Origin of the sequence: Streptomyces sp. G-G2 (assembly GCF_030063135.1) — a bacterium.
Taxonomy (GTDB): Bacteria; Actinomycetota; Actinomycetes; order Streptomycetales; family Streptomycetaceae; genus Streptomyces.
This window is the reverse complement of record NZ_JASISO010000003.1, coordinates 14639-38706: the sequence shown is the minus strand read 5'-3', so window position 1 is coordinate 38706 and position 24068 is coordinate 14639. Positions and strand designations below refer to the sequence as shown.

23 protein-coding genes are annotated in these 24068 nt (G+C 73.2%); 11 read left to right on the top strand and 12 right to left on the bottom strand.

Annotated features, from left to right (window positions below):
* Window positions 1–38 precede the first annotated feature (38 nt).
* The 5 genes from QMF80_RS03220 to QMF80_RS03200 form a co-directional block, all read right to left on the bottom strand.
* Window positions 39–239 carry a ferredoxin gene (locus tag QMF80_RS03220; protein WP_283449583.1) on the bottom strand — a complete coding sequence of 67 codons (201 nt, stop codon included), beginning with the start codon at window positions 237–239 and terminating at the stop codon, window positions 39–41.
* Window positions 240–247: 8 nt separating this feature from the next.
* Complete coding sequence (locus QMF80_RS03215) at window positions 248–1441, bottom strand: cytochrome P450 (RefSeq protein ID WP_283449279.1); 1194 nt, start codon at window positions 1439–1441, stop codon at window positions 248–250.
* A gap of 110 nt (window positions 1442–1551) precedes the next feature.
* Entirely contained in the window at window positions 1552–2580 is a 1029-nt protein-coding gene (locus QMF80_RS03210; RefSeq protein WP_283449277.1) for an MASE1 domain-containing protein, read from the bottom strand.
* 128 nt (window positions 2581–2708) lie between these two features.
* Window positions 2709–3545 (bottom strand): PP2C family protein-serine/threonine phosphatase, encoded by an 837-nt coding sequence (locus QMF80_RS03205; RefSeq protein ID WP_283449276.1) that lies wholly within the window; start codon window positions 3543–3545, stop codon window positions 2709–2711.
* 79 nt (window positions 3546–3624) lie between these two features.
* Window positions 3625–4590: a pirin family protein gene (locus QMF80_RS03200; RefSeq protein ID WP_283449274.1), complete on the bottom strand. Its 966-nt coding sequence runs from the start codon at window positions 4588–4590 to the stop codon at window positions 3625–3627.
* Between the two features lie 125 nt (window positions 4591–4715).
* Between QMF80_RS03200 and QMF80_RS03195 the strand changes: the two genes are divergently transcribed.
* The 6 genes from QMF80_RS03195 to QMF80_RS03170 all read left to right on the top strand — a co-directional run bounded on the left by QMF80_RS03195 (window position 4716) and on the right by QMF80_RS03170 (window position 9106).
* Window positions 4716–5090, top strand: coding sequence for a tetratricopeptide repeat protein (locus QMF80_RS03195; protein ID WP_283449272.1), 375 nt, complete (start codon window positions 4716–4718; stop codon window positions 5088–5090).
* Between the two features lie 93 nt (window positions 5091–5183).
* Complete coding sequence (locus tag QMF80_RS03190; RefSeq protein ID WP_283449270.1) at window positions 5184–6389, top strand: methyltransferase; 1206 nt, start codon at window positions 5184–5186, stop codon at window positions 6387–6389.
* Between the two features lie 49 nt (window positions 6390–6438).
* On the top strand, window positions 6439–7209 hold the full coding sequence (locus tag QMF80_RS03185) for a MerR family transcriptional regulator (protein WP_283449268.1): 771 nt from the start codon (window positions 6439–6441) through the stop codon (window positions 7207–7209).
* Window positions 7210–7317: 108 nt separating this feature from the next.
* Window positions 7318–7947: a DUF6230 family protein gene (locus tag QMF80_RS03180; protein ID WP_283449266.1), complete on the top strand. Its 630-nt coding sequence runs from the start codon at window positions 7318–7320 to the stop codon at window positions 7945–7947.
* On the top strand, window positions 7938–8444 hold the full coding sequence (locus QMF80_RS03175; protein ID WP_283449265.1) for a DUF6114 domain-containing protein: 507 nt from the start codon (window positions 7938–7940) through the stop codon (window positions 8442–8444). Before QMF80_RS03180 ends, QMF80_RS03175 begins: the two co-directional genes overlap by 10 nt.
* Window positions 8444–9106, top strand: a complete 663-nt coding sequence (locus tag QMF80_RS03170) for a hypothetical protein (RefSeq protein ID WP_283449263.1) — start codon at window positions 8444–8446, stop codon at window positions 9104–9106. Before QMF80_RS03175 ends, QMF80_RS03170 begins: the two co-directional genes overlap by 1 nt.
* 77 nt (window positions 9107–9183) lie before the next feature.
* On the opposite strand, the gene QMF80_RS03165 is transcribed toward QMF80_RS03170, so the two are convergent.
* Window positions 9184–11937, bottom strand: coding sequence for a penicillin acylase family protein (locus QMF80_RS03165; RefSeq protein WP_283449262.1), 2754 nt, complete (start codon window positions 11935–11937; stop codon window positions 9184–9186).
* Between the two features lie 174 nt (window positions 11938–12111).
* Between QMF80_RS03165 and QMF80_RS03160 the strand changes: the two genes are divergently transcribed.
* Window positions 12112–12423 (top strand): DUF2087 domain-containing protein, encoded by a 312-nt coding sequence (locus QMF80_RS03160; protein WP_283449260.1) that lies wholly within the window; start codon window positions 12112–12114, stop codon window positions 12421–12423.
* Window positions 12424–12505: 82 nt separating this feature from the next.
* Here QMF80_RS03160 and QMF80_RS03155 read toward each other — a convergent pair whose 3' ends face one another.
* From QMF80_RS03155 to QMF80_RS03135, 5 genes are all read right to left on the bottom strand, one after another.
* Entirely contained in the window at window positions 12506–13939 is a 1434-nt protein-coding gene (locus tag QMF80_RS03155) for a dihydrolipoyl dehydrogenase family protein (protein WP_283449257.1), read from the bottom strand.
* Window positions 13940–14014: 75 nt separating this feature from the next.
* A complete protein-coding gene (trxA, locus tag QMF80_RS03150) occupies window positions 14015–14395 on the bottom strand; it encodes a thioredoxin (protein ID WP_283449255.1) in 381 nt (126 codons plus the stop codon).
* A 96-nt stretch (window positions 14396–14491) separates the two neighbouring features.
* Window positions 14492–15931, bottom strand: a complete 1440-nt coding sequence (locus tag QMF80_RS03145; protein WP_283449253.1) for an aldehyde dehydrogenase family protein — start codon at window positions 15929–15931, stop codon at window positions 14492–14494.
* A 247-nt stretch (window positions 15932–16178) separates the two neighbouring features.
* On the bottom strand, window positions 16179–17369 hold the full coding sequence (locus QMF80_RS03140) for a thiolase family protein (RefSeq protein ID WP_283449251.1): 1191 nt from the start codon (window positions 17367–17369) through the stop codon (window positions 16179–16181).
* Between the two features lie 161 nt (window positions 17370–17530).
* Window positions 17531–18604 (bottom strand): LacI family DNA-binding transcriptional regulator, encoded by a 1074-nt coding sequence (locus tag QMF80_RS03135; protein WP_283449249.1) that lies wholly within the window; start codon window positions 18602–18604, stop codon window positions 17531–17533.
* A gap of 243 nt (window positions 18605–18847) precedes the next feature.
* Here QMF80_RS03135 and QMF80_RS03130 point away from each other — a divergent pair, with 243 nt between their 5' ends.
* From QMF80_RS03130 to QMF80_RS03115, 4 genes are all read left to right on the top strand, one after another.
* A complete protein-coding gene (locus tag QMF80_RS03130; RefSeq protein WP_283449248.1) occupies window positions 18848–20113 on the top strand; it encodes an MFS transporter in 1266 nt (421 codons plus the stop codon).
* Between the two features lie 31 nt (window positions 20114–20144).
* On the top strand, window positions 20145–20840 hold the full coding sequence (locus tag QMF80_RS03125) for an alpha/beta fold hydrolase (protein ID WP_283449246.1): 696 nt from the start codon (window positions 20145–20147) through the stop codon (window positions 20838–20840).
* 63 nt (window positions 20841–20903) lie between these two features.
* Window positions 20904–22418 carry an amidase gene (locus QMF80_RS03120; RefSeq protein ID WP_283449244.1) on the top strand — a complete coding sequence of 505 codons (1515 nt, stop codon included), beginning with the start codon at window positions 20904–20906 and terminating at the stop codon, window positions 22416–22418.
* A 238-nt stretch (window positions 22419–22656) separates the two neighbouring features.
* Complete coding sequence (locus QMF80_RS03115; RefSeq protein WP_283449242.1) at window positions 22657–23121, top strand: type II toxin-antitoxin system PemK/MazF family toxin; 465 nt, start codon at window positions 22657–22659, stop codon at window positions 23119–23121.
* A gap of 57 nt (window positions 23122–23178) precedes the next feature.
* Here QMF80_RS03115 and QMF80_RS03110 read toward each other — a convergent pair whose 3' ends face one another.
* Window positions 23179–23991, bottom strand: a complete 813-nt coding sequence (locus tag QMF80_RS03110) for a TIGR02452 family protein (protein WP_283449240.1) — start codon at window positions 23989–23991, stop codon at window positions 23179–23181.
* Window positions 23992–24068: the final 77 nt, after the last annotated feature.

Genomic DNA, 24068 nt, shown 5'->3' with positions numbered 1-24068 from the left:
GCCGCCAGCCGGGGCCCGGCGACCGGAGGGGCCCGGCCTCAGACGGGACGCACCACGATGGCCTGTACGGGACAGGCGCGGGCGGCCTCCCGGACCAGTGGGCTGCCGCTGCCGTCCTCCTTCCCCGGCAGCAGTTCGCTCAGGCCGTCGTCGTCCTGGGTGAAGACGGCGGGGGCGGTCAGGGCGCACTGTCCGGCGCCGATGCAGACGTCCTTGTCGATGGTGATGTCGAAGGCCATGGCGGCGCTCACCAGGCCACGGGGAGTTCGATCATCCCCTGGATGGTGTCTCCGGGTTTGAAGGGGATCCGCTCGGCGGGCGCCGCGAGGCGCAGCCCCGGCAGCCGTTCGAAGAGGGCGCCCAGGGCGATCTCCATCTCGGCGCGGGCCAGGTTCTGACCCAGGCACTGGTGGATCCCGAAGCCGAAGGCGACGTGGTGGCGGGCGGACCGGTGCCAGTCCAGGGCGTCGGGCGCCGGGTAGGCGGACTCGTCGCGGTTGATGACCGAGGTGGCGAAGACCACCCCGTCGTCCTTGCGGATGGTCACCCCGGCGATGTCGATGTCGACGGCGGCGACCCGCAGCATGCCGTCCGCGATCGACAGGAACCGCAGCAGTTCCTCGACGGCGGCGGGCATCAGTTCCGGCTCGGCCCGCAGTTCGGCCAGCTGCTCGGGATGGTTCAGCAGGGTGAAGGTGCCGAGCGAGATCATGTTGGCGGTGGTCTCGTGTCCGGCGATCAGCAGGATGGTGGCCAGGTCGACGAGTTCGCGCCGGTCCACCTGCCCCGTGGCCAGCCGCTCTTCGATCAGCTCGTCGAGCAGTCCGTCGCCGCCGGGTTCCGCCTGCTTCCGGTCGATCAGGTCGCCGAGGTACGTGTTGAGCGCGTCCCGGGCCGCCTCGATCTCGGTGGCGTCCCGGCCGCGCAGCAGTCGGCGCGACTGGGCCTCGAAGAAGTCGTGGTCGGCGTACGGGACCCCCAGCAGGGAGCAGATCACCATGGAGGGCACGGGCAGGGCGAAGGCGCTGACGAGTTCGGCGCTCGGGCCGTTCTCGACCATGGCGTCGATCAGCCGCTCCACGGTCTCCTGGATCTGCGGGCGCAGCGCGGCGGTCCGCCTGAGGGAGAAGCTGGGGATCAGCATCCGGCGCTGGGTGTTGTGCTCGGGGTCGTCGACGCCGAGCAGCGCGACCCGGCGGCTCTGCAGGCCCTTCAGCCGCGCCACGGCGGTGGGAAAGGACTCGTTCTCGCGGTCGGAGGAGAGCCGGGAATCGGTCAGGAGGGTGCGCGCCTCGGCGTGGCCGGTGACCACCCAGACGGAGCGGCCGTCGAAGAGGGTGACCCGGGAGAGGGGCCGTCCTTCGCGCAGCGGCTGGTAGGCGGTGGGCGGGTGGTAGGGACAGGTGCGGTCCTGGGGAAAGGCGACGGCGGGTTCTGTCATCAGCTGACCTCACAAGCGATCGGTCGGGCGTCCAGTCCATTAGATGCCTAAGGCACCTATAGGTGCTATGTGAAGTTCGGCCAAATCACCCGTGCGGCCGCACGGCCACGTCACCCGCTCCCGGGCCCGCACCCGTCGTCGCCCGCGCCGTCCTGCGGACCGTCGCCCCAGTCGGAGGGCCGCCAGCTGCCCGACGACCCTCCGGGCACGAGCCGGTCCACCAGTTCGGCCATCTCCAGGCAGGCCTGTTCGATCCGTGCCCGGACGGTCTGCTGCTCGGTGACCAGCGCCGAGAGCAGCAGCCCGGTCAGCGCCACGGAACCGTTGAGGGCCTGGAGGTTGACCATGATCTCGAAGAGGGTGCGCCCGGCGAAGGGCCCGACCCGGTCCGTGGCCGCCGAGATGGCCAGTACGGACACCAGCAGCACGCACGGCGCGGCCCCGGCCAGCTGGAACCGCAGCGCGGCCCAGATCAGCAGCGGGAACACGAGGAAGAGCAGGTCCAGCGAACTCCTCGTCACCAGCAGCGAGACCATCACCACGCTGGCCATCAGCAGCGCCGCCTCCAGCCACCACAGCGGATCCCGGGGCAGCCGCGCCGACCGGCGCAGGAGCAGGAGCAGCGGGGTCACCACCAGGACCCCCATGGCGTCCCCGGCCCACCACGCCGCCCAGAACGACCAGAACCCGCTGAACGTGTGCCCGCTGGCCGCCATCACCACCAGGGCGCCGACGGTCGAGCTGATCAGCATCGGCACCATGCCGCCGAGGAAGACCAGGGCCAGCCCGTCCCCCAGCCGGTCCAGCGCGAAGTGGAAGCCCACCCGGCGCAGCAGCAGCGCGGCGCAGACCGGGGCGAGGGTGTTCCCCGCGACGATCAGCAGACCGCCGGGATCGACGGAGCCGAGCGTCTCGATGACGAGGAAACTACCCAGGGCGATTCCCGGCCAGACCCGCAGTCCGAGCCGCAGCAGGCAGCTCAGCGCGATCCCCGTGGGCAGGAAGAGGGGGGTGACGATCGCGCCGTCGACCTCCACCCGCTGGAGCAGGCCGATCCGCCCCGTCACGTAGTAGGCGACGGCCACGGCGAGGATCCGGAGCACCGCTCCGGGCAGACGTCGCCACTCCGCGTTGCGCACCGACCCATGAGACCACCGTGCCCGCGCGACGGCGGAACGTGACACGCCCCCGGCCGCTCCCGCGCTCGGTGGCGGTCCGCGCTGTCGGCGCGGAGGTGGTCGACTTCTTCACCCGGAGCGAACAGCCGTCATGAGCCCTCCACCGCGTCCGCCGCGTCGTGGCAGAGCACGAGCACCGCCGCGTCGTCGGCGTGCCCGGTGGAGTCCGCCACCTTCATCACCTCGGCGGCCAGGTCCCCGGGATCGGCGGCCGCGCCGTCCCGGACCACCTCCGCCACCCGGGCCAGCCCCTCCTCTATCGGGAAGGTCGGACCCTCCACCACCCCGTCGGTGACCAGGACGAACGCCCCCGCCCGGGCCAGCCTGCGCCGGGTCACCGGATACACCGACCCCGCCAGCATCCCCAGGGGCAGGCCGCCCTCGTCCAGATCGATGCCGTACTCCCCGTCCACGGTCGCCCAGATCGCGGGCACGTGGCCCGCCCGGGCGCTTTCCAGCTCCCAGGTCAGCGGATCGAAACGGAGGAAACTGCAGGTCGCGAAGAGGTCGGTGTCCACCGACAGCAGCAGGTCATTGGCCCGGCTCAGTACTTCGCCGGGATCCGCGGCGGACGCGGCCACCGCGCGCAGGCCGATCCGGACCTGCCCCATGAAAGCGGCGGCCTCGACGTCATGGCCCTGTACGTCGCCCAGCGAGAAGCCCAGCGCGCCGCCGCGCAGCGGAAACCCGTCGTACCAGTCCCCGCCGATGTCCAGGCCGTGCCGGGCGGGCGCGTAGCGCGCGGCGGTGCGCAGTCCGGGTACGGCCGGCAGCGAGTCCGGAAGCATCCGGCGCTGCAGTGCCTCGGCCAGCTCCACCCTGGCCTGCTGGAACTCGGCGTGCTCGCGTGCTTGCGCGGTCAGCCGCCCGAGCCTGGTCAGCAGGTCTTCGGCGCTCGTCTGCCGCGGGGGACGAGGCGGGGTCATGGACCGCTCCCAGGTATGCCTGTTTCCCTCCCGCGCACATCCTATGGGCGCCCGGTCCGCCCCGCGCGGCGGACGGGGATCAGCGGACGCGACCCCGCGGCTTGAGCGGGACCGGCGGGAGTTCCGGAGCCGGGATCGGCGGCCCGTCGTACCCCTTGACCTCGCCGTAGCGGCTGCCGGTCATCCACTCGGAACGGGCCTGCTGGATCTCCTCGTCGCTGCGCGCCACGAAGTTCCACCACATGAGGATCTCCTCCTCGAACGGCTCTCCGCCCAGCAGCATCAGACTCGCGTCCGAAGCCGCCCGCAGCGGGAGTTCGGTCCGGCCGCAGCCCAGGTAGAGCATCGAGCCGGGCAGAACCGGTACGCCGTCCACCGTCGCCTCGCCGCCCATCGACAGGACCGCGTACTCGAAGTCCGGCACCAGTGGCAGCCGCGCCCCGGCCCCCGCGGCGAGGCTGATGTCGGCGCCGACGAGGGGGCTGTACGTCGTTCCGGGCGAGGTCGCGGTGTCGAGGGTGCCCAGGATGACCGTGGCGGACAGGCCGGGAGCCGTCACGTGCGGCAGCTCGCCGTGGTGCTCGAAGTGCGGGGCCACCTGGCGGTGCGCGTCCGGGAGCGCCACCCACAGCTGGGCGCCGTGCAGGAAACGGGCGTGCGGGCGGGGGCTCTCCTCGGAGTGGCTGATCCCGTGCCCGGAGGTCATCAGGCCCAGCTCGCGGACCCCGACGGTCTGCAGGCTCCCGACGCTGTCGCGGTGCAGGACCTCGCCCTGGTGCAGCCAGCTGACCGTCTGGAGGCCCTGGTGCGGGTGGGGGGCCACCTGCATGCCCGGCTCGTCGGCGATGTCGTCGGGACCGTAGTGGTCGACGAAGCACCAGGCGCCGACCATCCGGCGGCCGAGGTTGGGCAGCAGCCTGCGGACCTCGGTGCCCGCGCCGAGGGTGACCCGGCGGGGGCTGAGGAGTTCACGGACGGGTTCGGCCACGACGAAGCCGCGCCCGCCACATGCGGACAGCGCGGGCTGGCGCTCCAGATTGCTCATGGGCACAACCTAGCCGGGCGGTGGGCACGGCGGTCCGCGCATTTCCGTGGAATGTTCAACGATAGGGGCGTGTTGGAGCGGTCGACAGCGAAGACCGGACGGACCGGCTGAGCCGAGAGGACCCGATGAACACGCCGACGAACTACTACGAGCAGGGCACGGCAGCCGAGCGCTGGACCCGCGCCGGGCTGTTCTTCGACGCCAAGGAGTACGTGCCGGCCGCCCGCGTGCTGGACACGCTGGCCACCGAGGCCCCCGAGCAGCTCGCTCCCCGGCTGCTGCTGGCCCGCGCCTACTACCACTCCGCCCAGCTCTCCCGCGCCGAGCGCGAGCTGCGCGCCATCCTGGAGCGCTGGCCGGTGGAGGACTACGCGCAGCTGCTGCTCGGCCGGACCCTGGAGCGTCAGGGCCGGGCGGCCGAGGCGGCCCCGCACCTGCGGATCGCCGCAGCGATGGCCGGTGATTTCCCGGAGTCCGAGGACCGGAACACCACCCGGTAGGACAGGTTCCGCACCCGCCCCGCGCACCCGGCGGGCTCCCCGGCCCCGCCGGGTGCGAGGCAGGGGCCCGCACTCGGCTAGCCTGGGACCCATATGAACCGCCTCACCACGCCTTTCGGCTCCCACGAGCTCACCCGCTTCCCCGAGGACTCCCGCGACCGGCTCCGGGCCTGGGACGCCGCGGACGAGTACCTGCTGCGGCACCTCGCCTCCGGTACCGGCGACCGCCCGCCGGTGGACCTGGACGGGGAGATCACCGTGTTCGGGGACCGCTGGGGGGCGCTGGTGACGGCGATCGCCGCGCACCGTCCCGTACAGATCACGGACTCCTCCCTCACGCGCGAGGCGACCACCGCCAACCTGGCCCGCGCCGGGGCGGCGGACGCCGGGGTGCGGCTGCTGACCACCCAGGACGCCCCGCCGGAGAAGATCGACGTCCTGCTCGTACGGGTCCCCAAGAGCCTCGCGCTGCTGGAGGACCAGTTGCACCGGCTGGCCCCGCACCTGCACGCGGACACCGTGGTCGTGGGCACCGGCATGGTCAAGGACATCCACACCTCCACGCTGCGGCTCTTCGAGCGGATCATCGGCCCGACCCGGACCTCCCTCGCGGAGAAGAAGGCCCGGCTGATCTTCTGCACCCCCGGGCCGAAGGCGAGCCGCGAGGCCGCCTCGCCCGGACCATGGCCGCTGACGTACACCCTGGACGAGGACTCGGGGGTGGGCTCCGGGCTGACCGTGGTCAACCACGCCGGGGTCTTCTGCGCGGACCGCCTCGACGTCGGCACCCGCTTCCTGCTCCAGCACTTCCCCACCCGCACCGGCGCCGCCCGGATCGCCGACCTGGGCTGCGGCAACGGCGTGGTGGGCACGGCGGCCGCGCTGACCGAACCCGACGCCGAAGTGATCTTCACCGACGAGTCGTACCAGGCGGTGGCCTCGGCGGAGGCGACGTACCGGGCGAACGTCCCGGACGACGGCCGCGCGGCCGAGTTCCTGGTCGGCGACGGGCTCGCCGGGGTCCCGGCCGGGTCGGTGGACCTGGTCCTGAACAACCCGCCCTTCCACTCCCACCAGGCGACGACGGAGGCCACCGCGATGCGGATGTTCTCCCAGGCACGCCAGGCGCTGCGCCCCGGCGGCGAGCTGTGGGTGGTCGGCAACCGTCACCTCGGCTACCACGTCCGGCTGCGGCGGATCTTCGGCAACAGCCAACTCGTCGCCAGCGACCCGAAGTTCGTGGTGCTGCGCGCGGTCAAGCAGGGTCCGGCGGAAGCGGAGCACGACACCGGGGAGTGACCCGCGGGTACGCCGGGCGGGCGTCCCGCGGCGACCTAGACTCGGCCGCGTGAGCAGCCAGGTACAGGCAGGTGAGGGCACGGGCGGGCACGGGAACGCGACCCGCTACCGCCGCGAGGAAGTCGCCCTCGCGGCGGGCGTGAAGGTGCGCAATCTGCGCTACTACCAGGAGCGCGGCCTGCTCCCGCCGCCCCGTCGCGAGGGCCGGATCGCGTGGTACTCCGACGACCACCTCGCCCGGCTGCGACTGATCAGCGACCTGCTGGGCCGCGGCTACACGGTCAAGGGGATCGCCGAGCTGCTGCGCGCCTGGGAAGAGGGCGGCGGGATCGGCCGGCTCCTGGGCCTGGAGCGGGAGATGACCCGGGGCTGGGTGCACGAGGACCCGGTCACGATGACCCTGGCCGAGCTCCGCGCCCTGTTCGGCCCGGCGGCCACCCCGCAGGACACCCGGCGCGCGGCGCAGCTGCGGTACGTCACGATCGACGGTGACACGGTGACGTTCCCGAGCCGCGGGCTGCTGGAGGCGACCGTGGCGTTGGTGCGCCAGGGGGTGCCGCTGGCCGAGATCCTGGACGCGGGGGACTTCGTACAGACTCAGGCGGCCGCACTCGCGGACCGGTTCGTGGGAATGTTCCGATTGCATGTGATCGGTGCGGAGGGTCTGGAGCACCTTTCGGCCACCCGGGTTCAGCACATCACCGAGGCGGTGGCGGCGCTGCGTCCGGTGGCCGGCGAGGTCGTGGCGTCGGAGTTCGCCCGCGCGATGGCCCGGCGGGTGGAGGCGGAAGTCGCCGAACTGCTGCGTACGGAGCGGTAGGAGTAGGCCGAAACCGGGCGTTCCCGCAACCTTGCCAACCACCATTGGCACTCTTACATTCAACTCGTCGGTAACAACGGTGCACAGCCGATATACAGGGGACATCCAGTGGAAGATTCCCAGAACTTACCCGACGGGGACCACGGCGGCGGCCGGGTCAGATGGCGCCGCTTCGCCGTCCTGACCCTCCCGGCCGTGGCCGTCACCGCGGGCCTCGGCATCGCCCTCGCGCAGGGCGCGCTCGCCGCCTCCTTCGCGGTGTCGGGACAGCAGTTCAAGGTCTCGGCGAAGAGCCTGGAGGGCGAGGGCTTCGCCCAGTACGGCAGCGTCGACGTCAACGCGCGAGAAGAACTGATACCGGTGGCGATCACCGCCATCAAGGAGGCCAAGCTCCACAGCCTCTGCCAGTCGGTCGTCACCACCCTCCCGCTGATCGGCGACATCTCGCTCAACCTCACGGCGGGCGAGAAGAATCCGGTCGAGGCCAGCAACCTCTTCGTGGACGCCACCCAGCTCTCGGGCGACGCGGTCTTCAGCAACATCGAGATCGGCCGGGACGCCTCCACGCTGGACAAGGGTCCGGCGGAGGCCGTGGGCATGCAGGACCTCTTCGCCCAGCAGGCCGACAGCGTCACCATCGGCGATCTGCGCCAGACGGCGTGGGCGACCAACGCCGGCACCTTCAAGCTCTCCGGGCTGAACATGAGCATCAGCAAGGGCAAGAAGGAATGCTTCTGACCCGTGGCGGCGGCGCCGGGCGGACCGGGAGCCCGGCCCCCCGCGCGCGGCGGGCGGGACGGTTCCGCCGCTGGCGGCGGAGCAGGCCCTTCTGGGGCGGGTTCTTCGCCCTCCTCGCCGGCGCCGAGATCTGCGCACTGCCCCTCGCACCGCTGAAGGTCATGCTCTCGCAGGGCGTGGCGGGCATCCCGTCCGTCCTGATGGGAGTCGTCATGATCGTGATGGGGCTCTCCGCCTGGTTCTCCCCTCAGCACCGCACCCTGGCGGGGATCCTCACGACGCTCATCGCCACCGCCGCACTGGTCCTGTCGAACCTCGGCGGGTTCCTCATCGGCACCCTGCTCGGCATCCTCGGCGGCGGACTCATGTTCGCCTGGCAGCCGTCCGCCACGACGCGCCGCGCGAGCACCACCGCCGCGGACAACAACGACCACTCCGGTCCCCCCACCCCGCCTGCGCCCCCGACGCAGGACACCGATCCCCAAGGAGCGCTCTGATGACCCGTACGCCCACCCGCACCGCATTAGCCATGGTCACCGGAATCGCGGCGGCCGGGGCCCTGGCCCTCGGCGCCGTCCCGGCGACCGCGAGCCCCTCCGTACTGGCGGGTTCGACCACCGTCACTCCCGCAGGTCACGCCTTCAAGGCCACCCTCAGCGGCAAGGCCACCCTCAAGGCCGGATCGGTCACGGTGACCTGCTCGGTCTCCGTCTCCACCGGTGCGGTCCCGGCCGCGCCCGGCAACTACAACGCGGCCGGACCCGTCGCCTCGCCCATCTCCCCGCCCACGTACAGCTCGTGTACGTCGAGCATCCCGGGCGTGACACCGACCGTCACCACCAGCGGGGCCTGGAAGGTCTCGATGCAGAACGGTTCGCCCATCACGGCCACCATGACCGTGCCCACCGGCGGCCTGGTCGTGCACACCACCGGTCTCGCGGTCTGCACCGTCACCGCGGCGCCGAGCGGCCCGGCGGCGGTCGCGGGCACCTGGACGAACGGGGCGCCCCCGAGCCTGGCCTTCTCGGCCGCGAGCGTCCCGGTCACCGTCACCGGCGGCTTCGGCTGCCCGACGAGCGCCACCAGCTCCGCCTTCACCGCCGTCTACCTGGTGTCGGACACCACGAACCCGGCGCAGCAGATCACCGTCGGTCCCTGACCGGCCCCGCGTGACAGCGGCCCCGCCGCTCCCGGTGCGCACCGGGAGCGGCGGGGCCGTCGTGCGGGGACGAGCGCTCAGCGGTGCGCCGGGAACTCCACCACCTGCTGGTAGGTCGGGCGGTTCTGCCAGGTGATCATCGGGTGGGCGAGCCCGCCCACCGGGCGCTGGACGATGGCGTCCGCACACCACTGGTTGCCCGCCGCGCAGGTGCCGTCGGCCGGGTAGACCGCGGCCGGGGTGGCCGCGGCCGCCTGCTTCAGCGTGGTGAGCAGGACGTCACGGCAGCCGCTCAGGCTGCCCCCGCCGCAGTAGGCACGGGCGAGCGGACCGGCCACCGGGCGGCCGAGTACCCTGCGCAGGTCCTTGTCGGCGTAGCTCCACCAGCCGTACTGGAACGCCGACCCGGCGTGCGAACCGGTGGGCCCGTGACCCGCGTTGGGGGCCTCGTCGACGGTCAGCGAGGCCCGCAGGGCGTCGTACAGCGGTGCCCCCAGGCCCGGCTTGAACTCGGCCTCGATCAGCAGCGGCCACCACGCGTCCATGATCCGGACCGCGTCGGCGTTCGCGTACGCCTTGGAGCCCGGGCTGGTCTCCTTGCGCTCGCTCCCGCCGTCGCGCCAGGCGGTCAGCTTCTGGATGGCGGCGGCCGCCGCCGGATCGGTAACGGCCGAACTCCCCAGAACGGCCAGGAGTTCGGGCAGCAGGTCCTCTCCGCGCAGGTCGGTGACGGCCGCGTCCGCCATGGCCCCGGTGAGCGAGGCGCGGGTCACCCCGCCCGCCGCGACGAGGGGTGCGACCCGGTCGTCGAGCAGGCTCGCGCGGTGCACCGGGCCCATGCCGAACCCGGCCGCCCCGTACCCCTTGGCCTGCTTGTTGTTCCAGCTGATGTAGTAGTCCTGCCCGACGGACGCCGGGTGCTCGGCGGGCGGTGTGTAGGCGGCCGTGTTGGCGGCCGGGTCGAAGCCCTGCCACTCGTAGGCGGCCTGGCCGAGGACCGGGAGCGCGGGATCGACCCCGGCGGCCCGGACGGGGTTCAGCCCGCTGTTGTAGTACGCCGCCTCGCGGGAGTCGGCGTAGAACCAGTTGAAGGCGTAGCCGATGTGCTGCGCCGCCGACTGGAAGGCCCGCGCGTCCGTCACGTACGCCGGGTCGTTGAGCATCTGGAAGCCGATCATCGAGTCGGCCTCGTGGCGGTAGGTCGAGCGCAGCGCGGTGTAGGCGACGGGTTTGCCCCCGACGGTCGCGCGGTGCGTGACGATGCCGTAGCCGGTGCGCCACACCCGCATCCGGTAGGAGCCCGCCGCGGTGCCGTCGGCGACGGTCGGGGTCCAGGCGTTGCTGTGCTCCAGCTTCTCCATGGGCGTGCAGCTGCCGCGGAAGAGGTAGGAGGTGGAGGCGGTGGTCGCCGGGCCGCCGCCCGGCTCGCACAGCTCGACGGCGAAGGTGTCGGTGATGTCCTGCCCGGCGGAGGTCGCGCTCCAGGCGTAGTCCTGGCCGCGCCCGAGCTGTACGTACATGCTCACGCCCGCGAAGGAGGCGCCCCGGGCGCTCAGCCCCGGGCCCTGGAGCTCCTGCAGCATCAGCAGTTGGGGGGCCAGATAGCCGGTCTGCGGGCCGAAGACGGCGACGGGGTGGCCGCTCGCGGTCTTCGCGCCGGAGACCACGAGCGCGTTGGACATGCTGGGCTTGACCGGCTTGGGCGGGCTCGCGGCGTCCTTCGCTGCCGCCGAGCCCGTACGGTCGTGCACAAGCGGCTCGGCGACCACCGAGCCCGCGTCCGGGAGGGCGGTGCCCCGCGGGTTCGCGGGCTTCTGCGCGTAGGGGAAGCTCGTCCCGTCGTGCACGGTCAGCACGGCCTCGGGATCCTCGCGCTCGCGGAAGGACTCCCAGACCCGGGTGCCCTCCTCCAGCCCGTACTGCCGCTGCGCGGCCAGCAGCGAGAGCGCGGCCTGCACCTCGCCGCCGCCACCGCCGCCGAACAGGCCGCCGACGACGGAGGCGAGGGCGATCAGGTCGGTGAGCTCGAAGGGCCGGATCTCCCCCGCGTTGGTGAGGGAGTCGATGTGTCCGGTGAGCACGTACTCGCCGGGGAAGTAGCGGCCGTTCTTGGACTCCGTGCGGTAGGCGTTGACGCCGTCCACATAGGCCTGCGCGTCGTCCATCGCCTGCCGGCCGCGCTCGCCCCCGGTGGTGCGGATCCGGTCCACCTGCGCCTGGAGGTCGGCTTCGGTGTACGGGGCCTGTGGCCAGAACTCCTGCTCCAGGCCCTGGTTGGCCAGGGCGCCGCCCGCGAAGGGGGTCAGATCGCCCCGGCCGACGTGCCGGAAGAGGTCCATCTGCCACAGCCGGTCCTGGGCGGCGGCGTAGCCCGCGCCGTATTCGGTGCCGTAGCGGGTGGTGCCCTTGATGTGCGGGACGCCGGACTTCTTGTCCCGGGTGATGGTGACGTCCGGGCGGGGGCTGACGGTCGACTCGACCTGGTTCGCCGGCACCCCGAAGGAGGCGTCGTTGAAGAAGTCGTTGATCGTGGCGTCGGTGAGGCCCTGGTACCCGCCCGCCAGCGACCCGTAGCGCGCGAGCTGGTCGGAGGTGTGGGCGGGCAGGGTGCCGAGGGCCTTGTGGAGCAGGATCTGGGCCAGGGTGGCGTTACCGCTCTGGCCCGGCGGGAGGATGTCCGAGCACTGGCCGCCGCAGTAGTCGGCTATGGGGAGCGGGGCCGGGGCGGCGGCCGAGGCCGTGCCCGGGGCGAGCGGGGAGAGCAGGGCTGCGCCGAGGGCTACCAGTCCTGTGACAACAGCGGTTCTGAGCCGTGCGGTTGGGCGTCGCATACGTGCTCCTCCGTGAGGGCCGGGAACGGTGCACGGAGGGTACTGGCGGGGACTACCGCTCAGTAAGGTGAAGGCGCGCCTCATTTCGGCGGCGCGAGCCGCGCTCCGGCGCGGGGGCCGCCGAGCCGGAAAAGCGGTTGCCGGAAACCGGGACCCCGGGTGAGGCTGACGCCCATGTCCCAGAACGCAGCACAACGGCAGACCTCCCCGGAACACCACGGCGTGGCCGACCTGTTCTCCTCCTCCGGACGCCTCAAGGCCGTCCCGCGCAAGCCCGTGCGGCGCGCGCAGCTGCTGGGGTACCTCTCGGAGGCCCTGTTCACCCCGGACCGGGAGTACTCCGAGTCCGAGGTGAACGAGGCGTTGCGGACCGTGCACGACGACAGCGCGGCGCTACGGCGCTACCTGGTCATCGCGGGCCTGCTGACCCGGACCCGCGACGGCGGCAGCTACCGGCGGGCCACCGAGGCCGCCGAGGCCCGGTAGCGGGTCAGCAGCCGCCCGCCGCCCGCCGGCAGGGCCGACGCGGCGGCCGCCTCGTTCAGCCCCGGGTCGGCGCCTCAGCTCCTCAGCCCCGGTACGTCTCCAGCAGGCGCAGCCAGATCTCGCTCAGCGTCGGGAACGCGGGAACCGCGTGCCACAGCCGCGCGATCGGCACCTCTCCGGCCACCGCGATCGTCGCCGCGTGCAGCAGCTCGGCCGTCCCGGGTCCCACGAAGGTCGCCCCCAGGAGGACCTCCCGGTCCAGGTCCACGACCATCCGGGCCCGCCCCCGGTACCCCTCGGCGTACAGGCCCGCGCCGGACACCTGCCCGAGGTCGTAGTCGACGGCCCGGACCCGGTGACCCGCCCGCTCGGCCGCCGCGGCGGTCAGCCCGACCGCCGCCGCCTCCGGATCGGTGAACACCACCTGCGGGAGGGCCGCCGTGTCCGCGGTCGCCGCGTACGGACCCCAGCGCCCCTCGTCGGCCTCGGTGACGGCGCCCGCCGCGCGCGCCGCGATCACGGCGCCCGCGATCCGCGCCTGGTACTTGCCCTGATGCGTCAGCAGCGCACGGTGGTTGACGTCCCCGACGGCGTACAGCCAGTCGGTCCCGGGTACGCGGCAGCTCTCGTCGACCCCGATCCACCCGCCGGGCTCCAGCCCGACCGTGTCGAGGCCGATGTCCTCGGTGCGCGGGACCCGGCCCGTCGCCATCAGCAGTTCGTCGCCCTCGACCGTCTCACCGCCGGTCAGCACCACCGTGACCGGGCCGGTGGACCCGTCCCGGACGACCGCCTCCACCTCGACGCCCGTACGCACCACCGCGCCCGCCTCCCGCAACGCCTCGGCGACCAGTTCGCCCGCGAACGGCTCCATCCGGGGCAGCAGCCGCTCCCCGCGCACCAGTACCGTGACCCGGGACCCGAGGGCCTGCCAGGCGGTGGCCATCTCGGCGGCCACCACGGAACCGCCGACGATCACCAGCCGCTCCGGGACCCCCTGGGCCGAGGTGGCCTCACGGCTGGTCCACGGCCGGGCGGCGGCCAGCCCGGGCAACTCGGGGAGCAGCGCCCGGGTACCGGTGGCCACGACCACGGCCTGACGGGCGGAGAGCACGTGGTGCTCCCCCTCGGGGCTGGTCACGGCGACCTTGCGGATCCCGTACAGGCGGCCGTGGCCCCGGTAGAGGTCGACGCCGATCGACCGCAGCCAGTCGACCCCGCCGTCGTCCTTCCAGTGACTCGTCCAGTAGTCGCGGTGCTCGAACACCGCCGCCGCCTCCAGCGGCCCCCGCACCGCCGCCGCCAGCCCGGGCACCCTGCGGGCGTCGGCCCGCGCCAGGGCCGGGCGCAGCAGCGCCTTGCTGGGCACGCAGGCCCAGTACGAACACTCGCCGCCGACGAGTTCGCTCTCCACCAGCGCCGCGGTGAGCCCCGCGGCCCGGACCCGGTCGACGAGATTCTCGCTGGCCGGTCCCGCGCCGAGCACCACGACGTCGTACTCCACCGCTTCAGTCATGCGGTCCAGTGTCCCGCAGGACCCGCGCGGTGGAACCGAGGGGCGGTCCCGGCGTGCCGGAACCGCCCTCCCCCGCTACGCCTCTTCGGCGGGCTTCGCCTTCTCCTCCGCGATCTTCGCCCGGACCTCGTCCATGTCCAGGGCGCGGGCCTGCCCGATGACGTCCTCCAGCATGGCCTCGGGCAGCGCGCCCGGCTGCGCGAAGATGGCCACCTGGTCCCGGATGATCATCAGGGTCGGGATCGACTGGATGTCGAAGGCCGCGGCCAGCTCCTGCTGCGCCTCCGTGTCCACCTTCGCGAAGACCACGTCGGAGTGGACCTCCGACGCCTTCTCGTAGACCGGGGCGAACTGGCGGCACGGACCGCACCACGACGCCCAGAAGTCGATCAGCACGAACTCGTTCTCGCTGACCGTCCGGTCGAAGTTCTCCTTGGTGAGTTCGACTGTAGCCACGGTTTCCAGACCTCCGTTTTTCGCGCTTCCTGTCCGTGGAACGAACGGACCGCCCCGAGCATTCCGGACCCGCGCGCGAGGAAGGGGCGGCGCAGGTCAGAACGGATGACCGGCCGGGGAGCTGCGCACCGTGGTCCAGCGCAGTTCGGTGAAGGCGTCGAGGTTCGCCTCGCCGCCGAACCGGGCGCCGTTGCCCGAGGCGCCGACCCCGCCGAAGGGGGCCACCGCCTCGTCGTTGACGGTCTGGTCGTTGACGTGCGCGATCCCGGTGGGGATCCGCCCTGCCAGCTCCAGCCCGCGCGCCGCGTCCCGCGTGACGATCCCGAGCGAGAGGCCGTAGGGACCGGCCGAGGCCAGGGCGACCGCCTCCTCCTCCGAGGCGAAGGACCGTACGGGCGCCACCGGGCCGAAGACCTCCTCCGCGTAGGCCGGGGTGTCGTCGCCGACGCCCGCGAGCACGGTCGGCCGGTAGAACAGGTCACGGTGGGTGCCGCCCGCGACCAGCTTGGCGCCCCGCTCGGTACTGGCCTCGACCAGGCGGTGCACCCGCTCCAACTGGGCGCGGTCGATGAGCGGACCCAGGTGCACCTGTTCGCGGTACGGGTCCCCCACGGCCAGCGCCTCGGCCCTGACGGCGAGCCGCTCGACGTACTCGTCGTACAGCGAGGCGTGCACGAGATGGCGGCCCGCGGTCATGCATATCTGGCCCTGGTGGAAGAAGGATCCCCAGGAGGCCTGGGCCACCGCGGCCTCCACATCGGCGTCGGCGAGCACGACCAGGGCGGAGTTGCCGCCCAACTCCAGGTGCGTGCGCTTGAGCTGACGGCCCGCCACCTCGCCGACGCTGCGGCCCACCGCCGTCGATCCGGTGAACGACAGGACACGCACCAGGGGTTCGGCCACCAACGCCTCCCCGACCTCGGCGCCGCCGGGCAGCACGTGGAGCAGCCCGGCGGGCAGACCGGCGGCGGCGAAGACGGCGGCGAGCGAGAGGCCGCCGCACACCGCGGTACGCCGGTCCGGCTTGAGCAGCACCGCGTTGCCGAGGGCGAGCGCGGGCGCGACCGAGCGGATGGCCAGGATCAGCGGGGCGTTGAAGGGGGCGATCACCCCGACGAGCCCGGCCGGGACCCGGGTCGTGTACGAGAGCCGGGGCGCCTCGGTCGGTAGCACCTGCCCGGTCGGGCGCGAGGCCAGCGCGGCCGCCTCGTAGCACTCCTGCGCGGCGACGTGCAGCTCGAAGTCGGCCTTGCCCGCTATGCAGCCGGACTCGCGGATCAGCCATGCGCGGAGCTCTTCGGCGTGGGCCGCGAACAGGTCCCCGGCGCGGCGGAGCACCGTGGCGCGCTCCAGGTGGGTGGTGCGCGCCCAGTCCCGCTGCGCGGCCCGGGCCCGTACGGCTGCTTCGGCGACATCGGGGGCCGCGGCGAGGTCGAGGGTGGCGAGGGTACGGCCGGTGGCGGGCTCGATGACCGGCGCCGTACCTCCCGTCAGAGTGGGTCCGTCCTGCCAGAACTGCGGATCGAGGAGCGGCATGGCGCGAGGCCTCCGGTGGGTGGGGACGGTGCAGTGCCGGGCTGGGGGGCGGCACGCGTCATCGTGCCAGAACGGACCAGTCAATTCTGTTCACTTATTGGGCAGTTGACAGCGTCATGTGTCCGGAATCGATCGAACGACCGGGCGTCTGGGCGCCTGGGAGGGCGGGCAGGCGGACAGGCGGGGAGGGACATGAGTCCGGCACCCGACGCGCCCGCCCAACACGTCCGCCCGCCGCCCCGCCCCGTCAGCGCTCCAGCACGAGGGCGATGCCCTGCCCCACCCCGATGCAGAGCGCGGCCATCCCGGTGCCCGAGCCCGCGGCCGCCAGCTGGTGGGCCACCGATCCCGCGAGGCGGGCGCCGGACGCGCCGAGCGGGTGCCCGATCGCGATCGCCCCGCCGCGCGGGTTGACCACGGCCCGGTCCAGCTCCGGCCAGGACTCCAGACAGCCCAACGCCTGTGCGGCGAAAGCCTCGTTCAACTCCAGGGTGGTGAGGTCGGCGAAGCCCCGGCCCGCCTTCGCCAGCGCCTGCCGGACGGCCTCCACCGGCCCCAGACCGAAGAGCTGCGGCTCGATCCCGGTGACCGCCGATGACCGGATCCGGGCCAGCGGTTCGCGCCCGGTGGCCGCGAGGCCCGCCTCGTCGGTGAGCAGCAGGGCGGCGGCCCCGTCATTGAGCGGGGAGGAGTTGGCGGCGGTGACGGTGCCCCGGCCGTCCGTACGGAAGACGGGCTTGAGGCGCGCGAGGGCCTCCGGCGTGGACCCCTCCCGGACGCACTCGTCACGCGGGAGTTCCACACCCGGGTACGGGACCACCTCGGCGTCGTACTCCCCCGCCGCCCACGCGGCCGCGGCCTTGCGGTGGCTCTCCAGGGCGAAGGCGTCCTGGGCCTCGCGGGTGATCGCGAACTTGTCCGCGACCAGCTCCGCGCCCTCCCCGAGCGAACCGGTCCACTCCGCGGGCATGCCCGGGTTGGTCATCCGCCAGCCCAGCGTGGTCGACCAGAGTTGCTGGTGGGCGGCGGGGAAGGCGCGTTCGGGCTTCTGCATCACCCAGGGCGCGCGGGTCATCGACTCGACCCCGCCCGCGATCGCCACCGAGGCGTCCCCGACCGCGATGGCCCGGGCCGCCTGGATCACGGCCTCCAGGCCGGAGCCGCAGAGCCGGTTGACGGTGACTCCGGGGACCGTGACCGGCAGCCCGGCGAGCAGCACCGCCATGCGGGCGACGTCCCGGTTGTCCTCGCCGGCGCCGTTGGCGTCACCGAAGACGACGTCGTCGATCCGTGCGGGATCGAGCGCGGGCGTACGGTCGACCAGCGCGCGGACCACGTGCGCGGCCAGGTCGTCCGGGCGGACCCCGGCGTAGGCACCGCCGAACTTGCCGATCGGGGTACGGACGGCGTCGACGATGTAAACGTCGCGGATGCGCATGCGGGGTCTCCTGGGCAGATCCGTGCGGGCGCGCCGGTGGGCGCGCCCGCAGTTTCCGTCCCGGCCTCGCGCCCTGTCAACGGTCGCCCGGTCGGCGCGCGGCAGCTCCGACCTGGTCCGGCCGTACGGACCGGGCCGTCCGGGCCGCGCGGCCGGCGCCCTCAGGTGGACTCGCGGGGCAGGGCCCGCGCGGCCATCAGGCCGTGGCGGGCCAGGGGCTCGGAGGGCTCCCGCACCATCCGGTCCACCAGGGAGGCCAGATGGTCACCGGTCGGCATCTCCAGTTGCACCGTGCTCAGGCGCGGCCGCAGCAGGCGGCCGATCAGCAGGTCGTCGGCGCCGATGACCGCCACGTCCTGCGGCACCCGCAGGCCCTCGTCCTGGAGGGCGCGCATGAGCAGCATCGCGTACTCGTCGTTGTAGGCGAAGACCGCGCCCGGCCCGCTCCCGCGCCAGCCCCGCGCGAGGGCCTGCGCCGACTCCTCGGTGTAGCTCATGGGCAGCACCTCGACCGAGGCCGCGGAACCGGCCGCCGCCCGCGCGCCCTCCAGGCGCGGCGCGGAGAACAGCTCCAGGCCCGCCTCCTGCGGCACGATCACGCCGATCCGGCGGTGGCCGCGTTCGACGAGATGGGCGGCGGCCCTGGCCCCGACCTCCGCCTGGTCCATGACCAGGGCGTGCGCCCCGGCCACGCCGACCGGCCCGAGGGTGATCACGGCGCGGGCCCCGGCCCGCTTGAGGGTCTCGACGTCGTGGGCGTTCAGGGCGATCTCGCCGAGCGAGATCACCGCGACGGGCCGCAGCTCGGCCCAGGCGCGGGCAGCCTGGTCACCGGTGAGGCCGAGGCTGCCGTACTGGACCACGGTGTAGTCGAGCCTGCGCAGGGCCCACTGGAGCCCGTTGAGGAACGCGCTGTACAGCGGGCCCACCGGGACGTGCGAGGTGGGCAGCAGCACGATGCGGGTGTGCCCGGCGCGCAGACTGCGGGCGGCGGCATGGGGGACGTACCCCAGCTCCTCGGCGGCGTCGCGGACCTTGCGACGGGTCGGCTCGCTGATCCGCACGGCTTCCGCGTTGTTCAGGACGTACGAGACCGTGGCGCGCGAGACACCCGCGAGGCGGGCCACATCGGCGCTGGTGGGCACGGGCGCGGACAGCTGCGCGGCGGGGGTGGCGGGCGGCGCGGACACCGGGGTCGGCGTGGGCGCTCCGGGCGACTTCGGTGACTGAGACATTGCCGTGGCATCTTTCCAGACTGGTCGCGCCGAGGGTCTAGCGGATGGCCTGAATCGAATGCTACACAGTGGTTACACGATTCATTGACACGTGTAACCACCTGTCGCACCGCCCTCACCGGAGGTGTCGCACCACGTGTCGCCCCGTGCCGTCGCCCTGCCGTGTTCCGACGCGCCCCCGCCGTCACGACAGGGCGGCACGCACCCCGTCATCCACTCGTCACCCCTGCCCAGGAGGGCACCGTGGCCCTTTCCTCCCCCGGCACCGGCACCGCCGACGCCACCTCCCCCGCCCCCTGCGCCGCGCCCAGCGGATCCGCGCCCCCGCGCGGCCTGCTGGCCCTGCTGCTCGTGGGCAACACCGCGATGTACTCGCTCTACATCGGCGTCGCCGGAATCCTGCTCGCGCTCCAGGTCGAGCACATCGACCCGGCGAACAAGGTTTCCAACTTCGGCCTGATCGCGGGGGTTTCCGCGATCTTCGCCACCGTCTTCAACCCGGTCGCCGGCGCCCTCTCCGACCGCAGCGGCCGCCGCAACCCCTGGATCCTGGGCGGCGGTCTGGCCGCGATACCCGCGATGTTCCTGCTCGGGTTCGCCGACACCATCCTGTTGATCACCATCGCGTGGTGCCTCGGGCAGGCCGTGATGAACGTCTACCAGGCCGCCATCACCTCCGTGGTCCCCGACCGGATCCCGGTGACCGCACGGGGCAAGGCCTCGGCGGCCGTCGGCCTCGGCCTGCCCTTCGGCTCCACCCTGGGCGCCCTGCTCGGCGCGGCCTTCTCCGACGACTACCGCACCGGCTACCTCCTCTTCGGCGCGATCGTGGCGGGCGCGGCCGTGCTCTTCACCGCCTGCGGCCGTGAGGAACGCCTCCCCGTCCGCGCCGCGTTGCCGGTGCGCTCCCAACTGGCCGCCTTCACGGGCGCGCTCAAGGACCACGACTTCCGCTGGGCGTTCATCGGGCGCGCGCTCCTCGTCCTCGGGTACTTCGCGGTGAGCGGCTACCAGCTGTACATCCTCCAGGACCACACCCGGCTGCCCGACGGCATGGAGCCGGAGGACGCCGTGGCCCTGCTGATGCCGCTGACCAGCGTGGCGATGGTGGTCTCGACCGTGCTGGGCGGCTACCTGTCCGACCGGTTCGACCGCCGCAAGCTCTTCGTCGGAGCCTCGGCGCTGCTGTCGGCGGTGGCCCTGCTCATCCCGGCCCTGTCGACGAGCTGGTCGGCGATGCTCGCCTTCTCCGTGGTCAACGGCCTCGCCTTCGGCAGTTACATGGCCGTGGACACGGCCCTGGTCACGATGGTCCTGCCGAAGGCCGAGGACGCGGCGCGCGACATGGGCGTCCTGAACATCGCCAACGCCGGTCCGCAGATCGTCGCCCCCTTCATCGCCTCCGTGATCGTTTCCGTCAGCGGCGGCTACACGGCGCTGTTCGTCATCGCGGCGGCGCTGTCCATCGCGGGCGCGCTGGCCGTGAAGCCGATCCGCGGCGTCCGCTGAACCCCTCTCCCGACCGACGAAAGGCACCCCCGTGCGACTTCACACCCACACCTGGGGCGAGGGCGACCGCATCGCCCTGCTCGTCCACGGCGTCATGGCCGACCACCGCACCTGGCGCCGGGTCGGCCCGGCCCTCGCCTCCCTCGGCTACCGCGTGATCGCCGTGGACCTGCGCGGGCACGGCGCCAGCGGCCGGGGCGAGTACGGCGCCGCGGTCTTCGCCGACGACCTGGCCGAGACCCTTCCGGCCGGGGCGGAACTCGCCATCGGCCACTCGCTCGGCGGGCTGGCCCTCTCCCTCGCCGTGGACCGGCTGCTGCCGCGCCGCGCGGTGTACTCCGACCCGGCCTGGCACCTGGGCAGCCTCGGCGAGGGCTTCGGGCCGGAGCTGTTCGCCGGGTTCAAGGCAGCGCCCAAGGAGCAGATCCAGGCGATGAACCCGCGTTGGGAGGAGGCCGACGTGGACGTCGAACTCCTGACCCTGGCGGCCTGGGACGAGGCGACCGCGCTGAGCCTGGGCCCGCTGACCGGTACCGACCTGCTCCCCGCAGCGCCCGTGGTGCCCTCCCTCGTGCAGCTCGCCGACCCGAGCTTCCTGATCGACGGGGACCGGGCGGCGGTCCTCGCGTCCCGCGGTTTCGAGGTCCGTTCGGTCGCGGGGGCCGGTCACACCATCCACCGGGACGACTTCGAGGGCTTCATGACCTCGCTTGAAGGATGGATATAGCAAGCTTCCAGAACGCCCCGTTACCGTCTGTATACCGATGAGTAACGGGGAGGTCCGGTTTCGATGACCACAGTTCCTGGCATAGCTCCTGGCACGTCGTACGACGTGGCGCACCGCCCGTCCCACGACTGGGGCCGCAGCGCGGCGCCCGCCTCGCCTCCGGGCCTCGCGGACATGGCGGCGGCGCTCGCCGAGGGCAGCGTGTCCTCGCGCTGGCTGACCGAACAGTGCCTGGAGCGGATCGCCGCCTCGCAGCCGGAGTTGAACGCGTTCCGGATCGTGCACGCCGAGTCCGCCCTCGCGGAGGCGGACGCCGCCGACCGGCGGCTCGCCGCCGGTGAGCGGCTCCCGCTGCTGGGCGTACCGCTCGCGGTCAAGGACGACATGGACGTGGCCGGGCTGCCGACCGCCTTCGGCTGCGCGGGCGACTTCCCGCCCAAGGCCGACGACAGCGAGGCGGTACGCCGCCTGCGCGCGGCGGGCGCGGTCATCGTCGGCAAGACCCAGACCCCCGAGCTGGGCCAGTGGCCGCTCACCGAGGGGGCCGCCTTCGGTGCGACCCGCAATCCGTGGAACCCGGACTTCACCCCGGGCGGCTCCTCCGGCGGCTCGGCGGCGGCCGTGGCGGCCGGACTGATCCCGGCGGCGCTGGGCTCGGACGGCGCGGGATCGATCCGCATCCCGGCGGCCTGGACCCACCTGGTGGGCATCAAACCGCAGCGCGGCCGCATCTCCACCTGGCCCGAACCGGAAGCCTTCCGGGGGCTGACGGTCAACGGTGTGCTGGCGCGTACGGTCGCCGACGCGGCCCTGCTCCTCGACGCGGCCAGCGGTTCGCACCGGGGCGACCTGCACCGCCCCGCGCCGATCTCCGCCGTACGGGCCGCCCGGAGGGCGCCCGGGCGGCTGCGGATCGCGCTGTCCTTCGGTATGCCGTTCACCGGCACCTCCAAGGCCCTCGACCCTTCGGTCCGTTCAGCCGTGGAACGGCTCGCGGGACGCCTGGAGGCGCTGGGGCACGAGGTGGCCCTGGAGGACCCCCGGTACGGAAAGATCGGCCTGAGCTTCATCCCCCGCGCGACCGGTGGCGTACAGGAGTGGGCGGCCCGGGTACCGGACCCCTCGCTGCTGGACCCCCGCACGAGCGAGGCCACCCTCATGGGGCGCATCCTGAGCGGCCTGCCCCTGCGGGCGGCGCGCCGCGCCGAGGCCCTGCACCAATACCGGATCGGCGAGATCTTCCACCGCTACGACGTGGTCCTGACGCCTACGACGGCCACCGCGCCCCTGCGCGTGGGCGCCCTCGTCGGGCGCGGCTCCCTGGACACGGAGCGGGCGATCATCGCGGCCTGCCCGTACGCCTGGCCGTGGAACGTCCTCGGCTGGCCGGGCGTGAACGTCCCGGCGGGCTTCACCCCCCAGGGCCTCCCGGTGGGTGCCCAACTCCTGGGCCCGGAAGCCTCGGAGCCCCTCCTGATCTCCTTGGCGGCCCAACTGGAGGCAGCCGAGAACTGGCAGTCCCACTGGCCCCGCTGGTCGGCCCCCGTGGGGGCGGCGGCCGAGCGGGTGCTTGCGTGAGGGATGGGGGGCTTCCGCGGGGGGCGGGGTTTCCGCGGCTTCGCCGCGGGGGCTTTGGCTTCGAGCGTCCGGGGTCGGGGCAGTGCCCGGGGGCTGCCCCGACCCCGAACACGAGAAAACCCGCTCCCCCGACCCCCGGGCACCCGCCCGACCCCGCACGCGAGACATCAGGCCCCACCCGACCCCCCGGCGAGGGGGGTGCCGCGCCCATGTGCTCCGTCCCGCTAACCTCTCCCGGATGACGGCACTTTCCCAGCACAGCACCGGCAACGTCCCCCAGCCCGGCCGCGATGGCCCCCAGGCCACCACCGAGGCCGATCCGCACGCCATCGGGGCCGTGCAGACCTCTTACGCCCCCGATCACGACGGGGACCCCGATCCCGGGGAGATCGTCTGGACCTGGGTTCCGTTCGAGGAAAATGACGGCCGGGGCAAGGACCGGCCCGTGCTGGTCGTGGCCCGCGAGGCCGACGGCGGGACGTTGCTCGCCGTACAGCTGTCCAGCAAGCGGCACGACCGCGACCGGGAGTGGGTGCCCATCGGCACCGGGCCCTGGGACGCCGCCGGGCGCGAGTCCTGGGTGGACGTGGACCGGGTGCTGCGCCTGCACGAGACCGGCATGCGGCGCGAGGCCTGCGCGCTCGACCGGGGACGGTTCCAGCTGGTCGTGGACCGGCTGCGCGCGCGGTACGGCTGGCGCTGACCCCGCCCGAGCCCGGACCGCTCCCCCCCGAACCCCGGAGCGCCCCGATCGGCCCCCTCAGCCGGGGAAGGCCGCCTCGAACGCCCTCCTCGGCCCCGGGGCGCGGTCCAGGATGCCGAACACCACCCGGTCGAAGACTCCCGCGAACCGGCCGGTCAGCAGGGCCCGGAAGGCCTCCGCCACCTCGGCCGGGTCGTTCATGAACACCCCGCACCCCCACGCCCCCAGCACCAGGCGCCGGTACGCGTGGAGCGCCGCCACCTCCAGGACGCGCTCCGCGCGCCGGGCCAGGGCCTGCGGGATCTCGGCCGCGCGCTCCGGTTCCTGGCGCCGGATGGTGCCCGCGTTCGGGGCCGGGGAGGTGAGAAAGCCCGCTCGGAAGGGCGTGTCCAGGAGTTCGCCCCGGTCGTCGCGGAACACGGGGACCCCGGGCGAGTGAATCACCCGGTCGGTGTAGAAGGTGCTGCTCCCGGCGCGGTGGACTTCGTAGTACTCCCTGGCCTCCAGCAGGGTCTCGTACAGGGCCGAAGCCCGGCACAGCGCCTCCTCCTGCGCCTTGGCCCCCCGTACGTAACCGCCCCCGGGATTGCGGGCCGAGGCGAAGCTGAGGACCGCGACCGGGCCGTCGGCGGCGAGCCTGCGGGCGGCGACCGTACTGCTCTCCCCCGTCACCTCGAAGGCGGTCGTCCGCGCCCCCGCCCCGGCCGGTTCGCCTGGAATGACTGGATTAGGTCCATATATTCTGGTTCCTGCCTTGGCCTCCGCCACGGCGGCGGCGAGGGAGACCTCCCGCCCCGCCCGCGACCGGTATCCCCCGGCCGCCACGATCCGCGTGTTCTCCAGGGCGATGGCCCGCAGTCTGCTGCTCATCCCTCGATCTTCGCCAACGGGTACAGCGAGCGGCAACGCAATTACATAGCGCGATCCGGCACCGGATTGCGTGATGT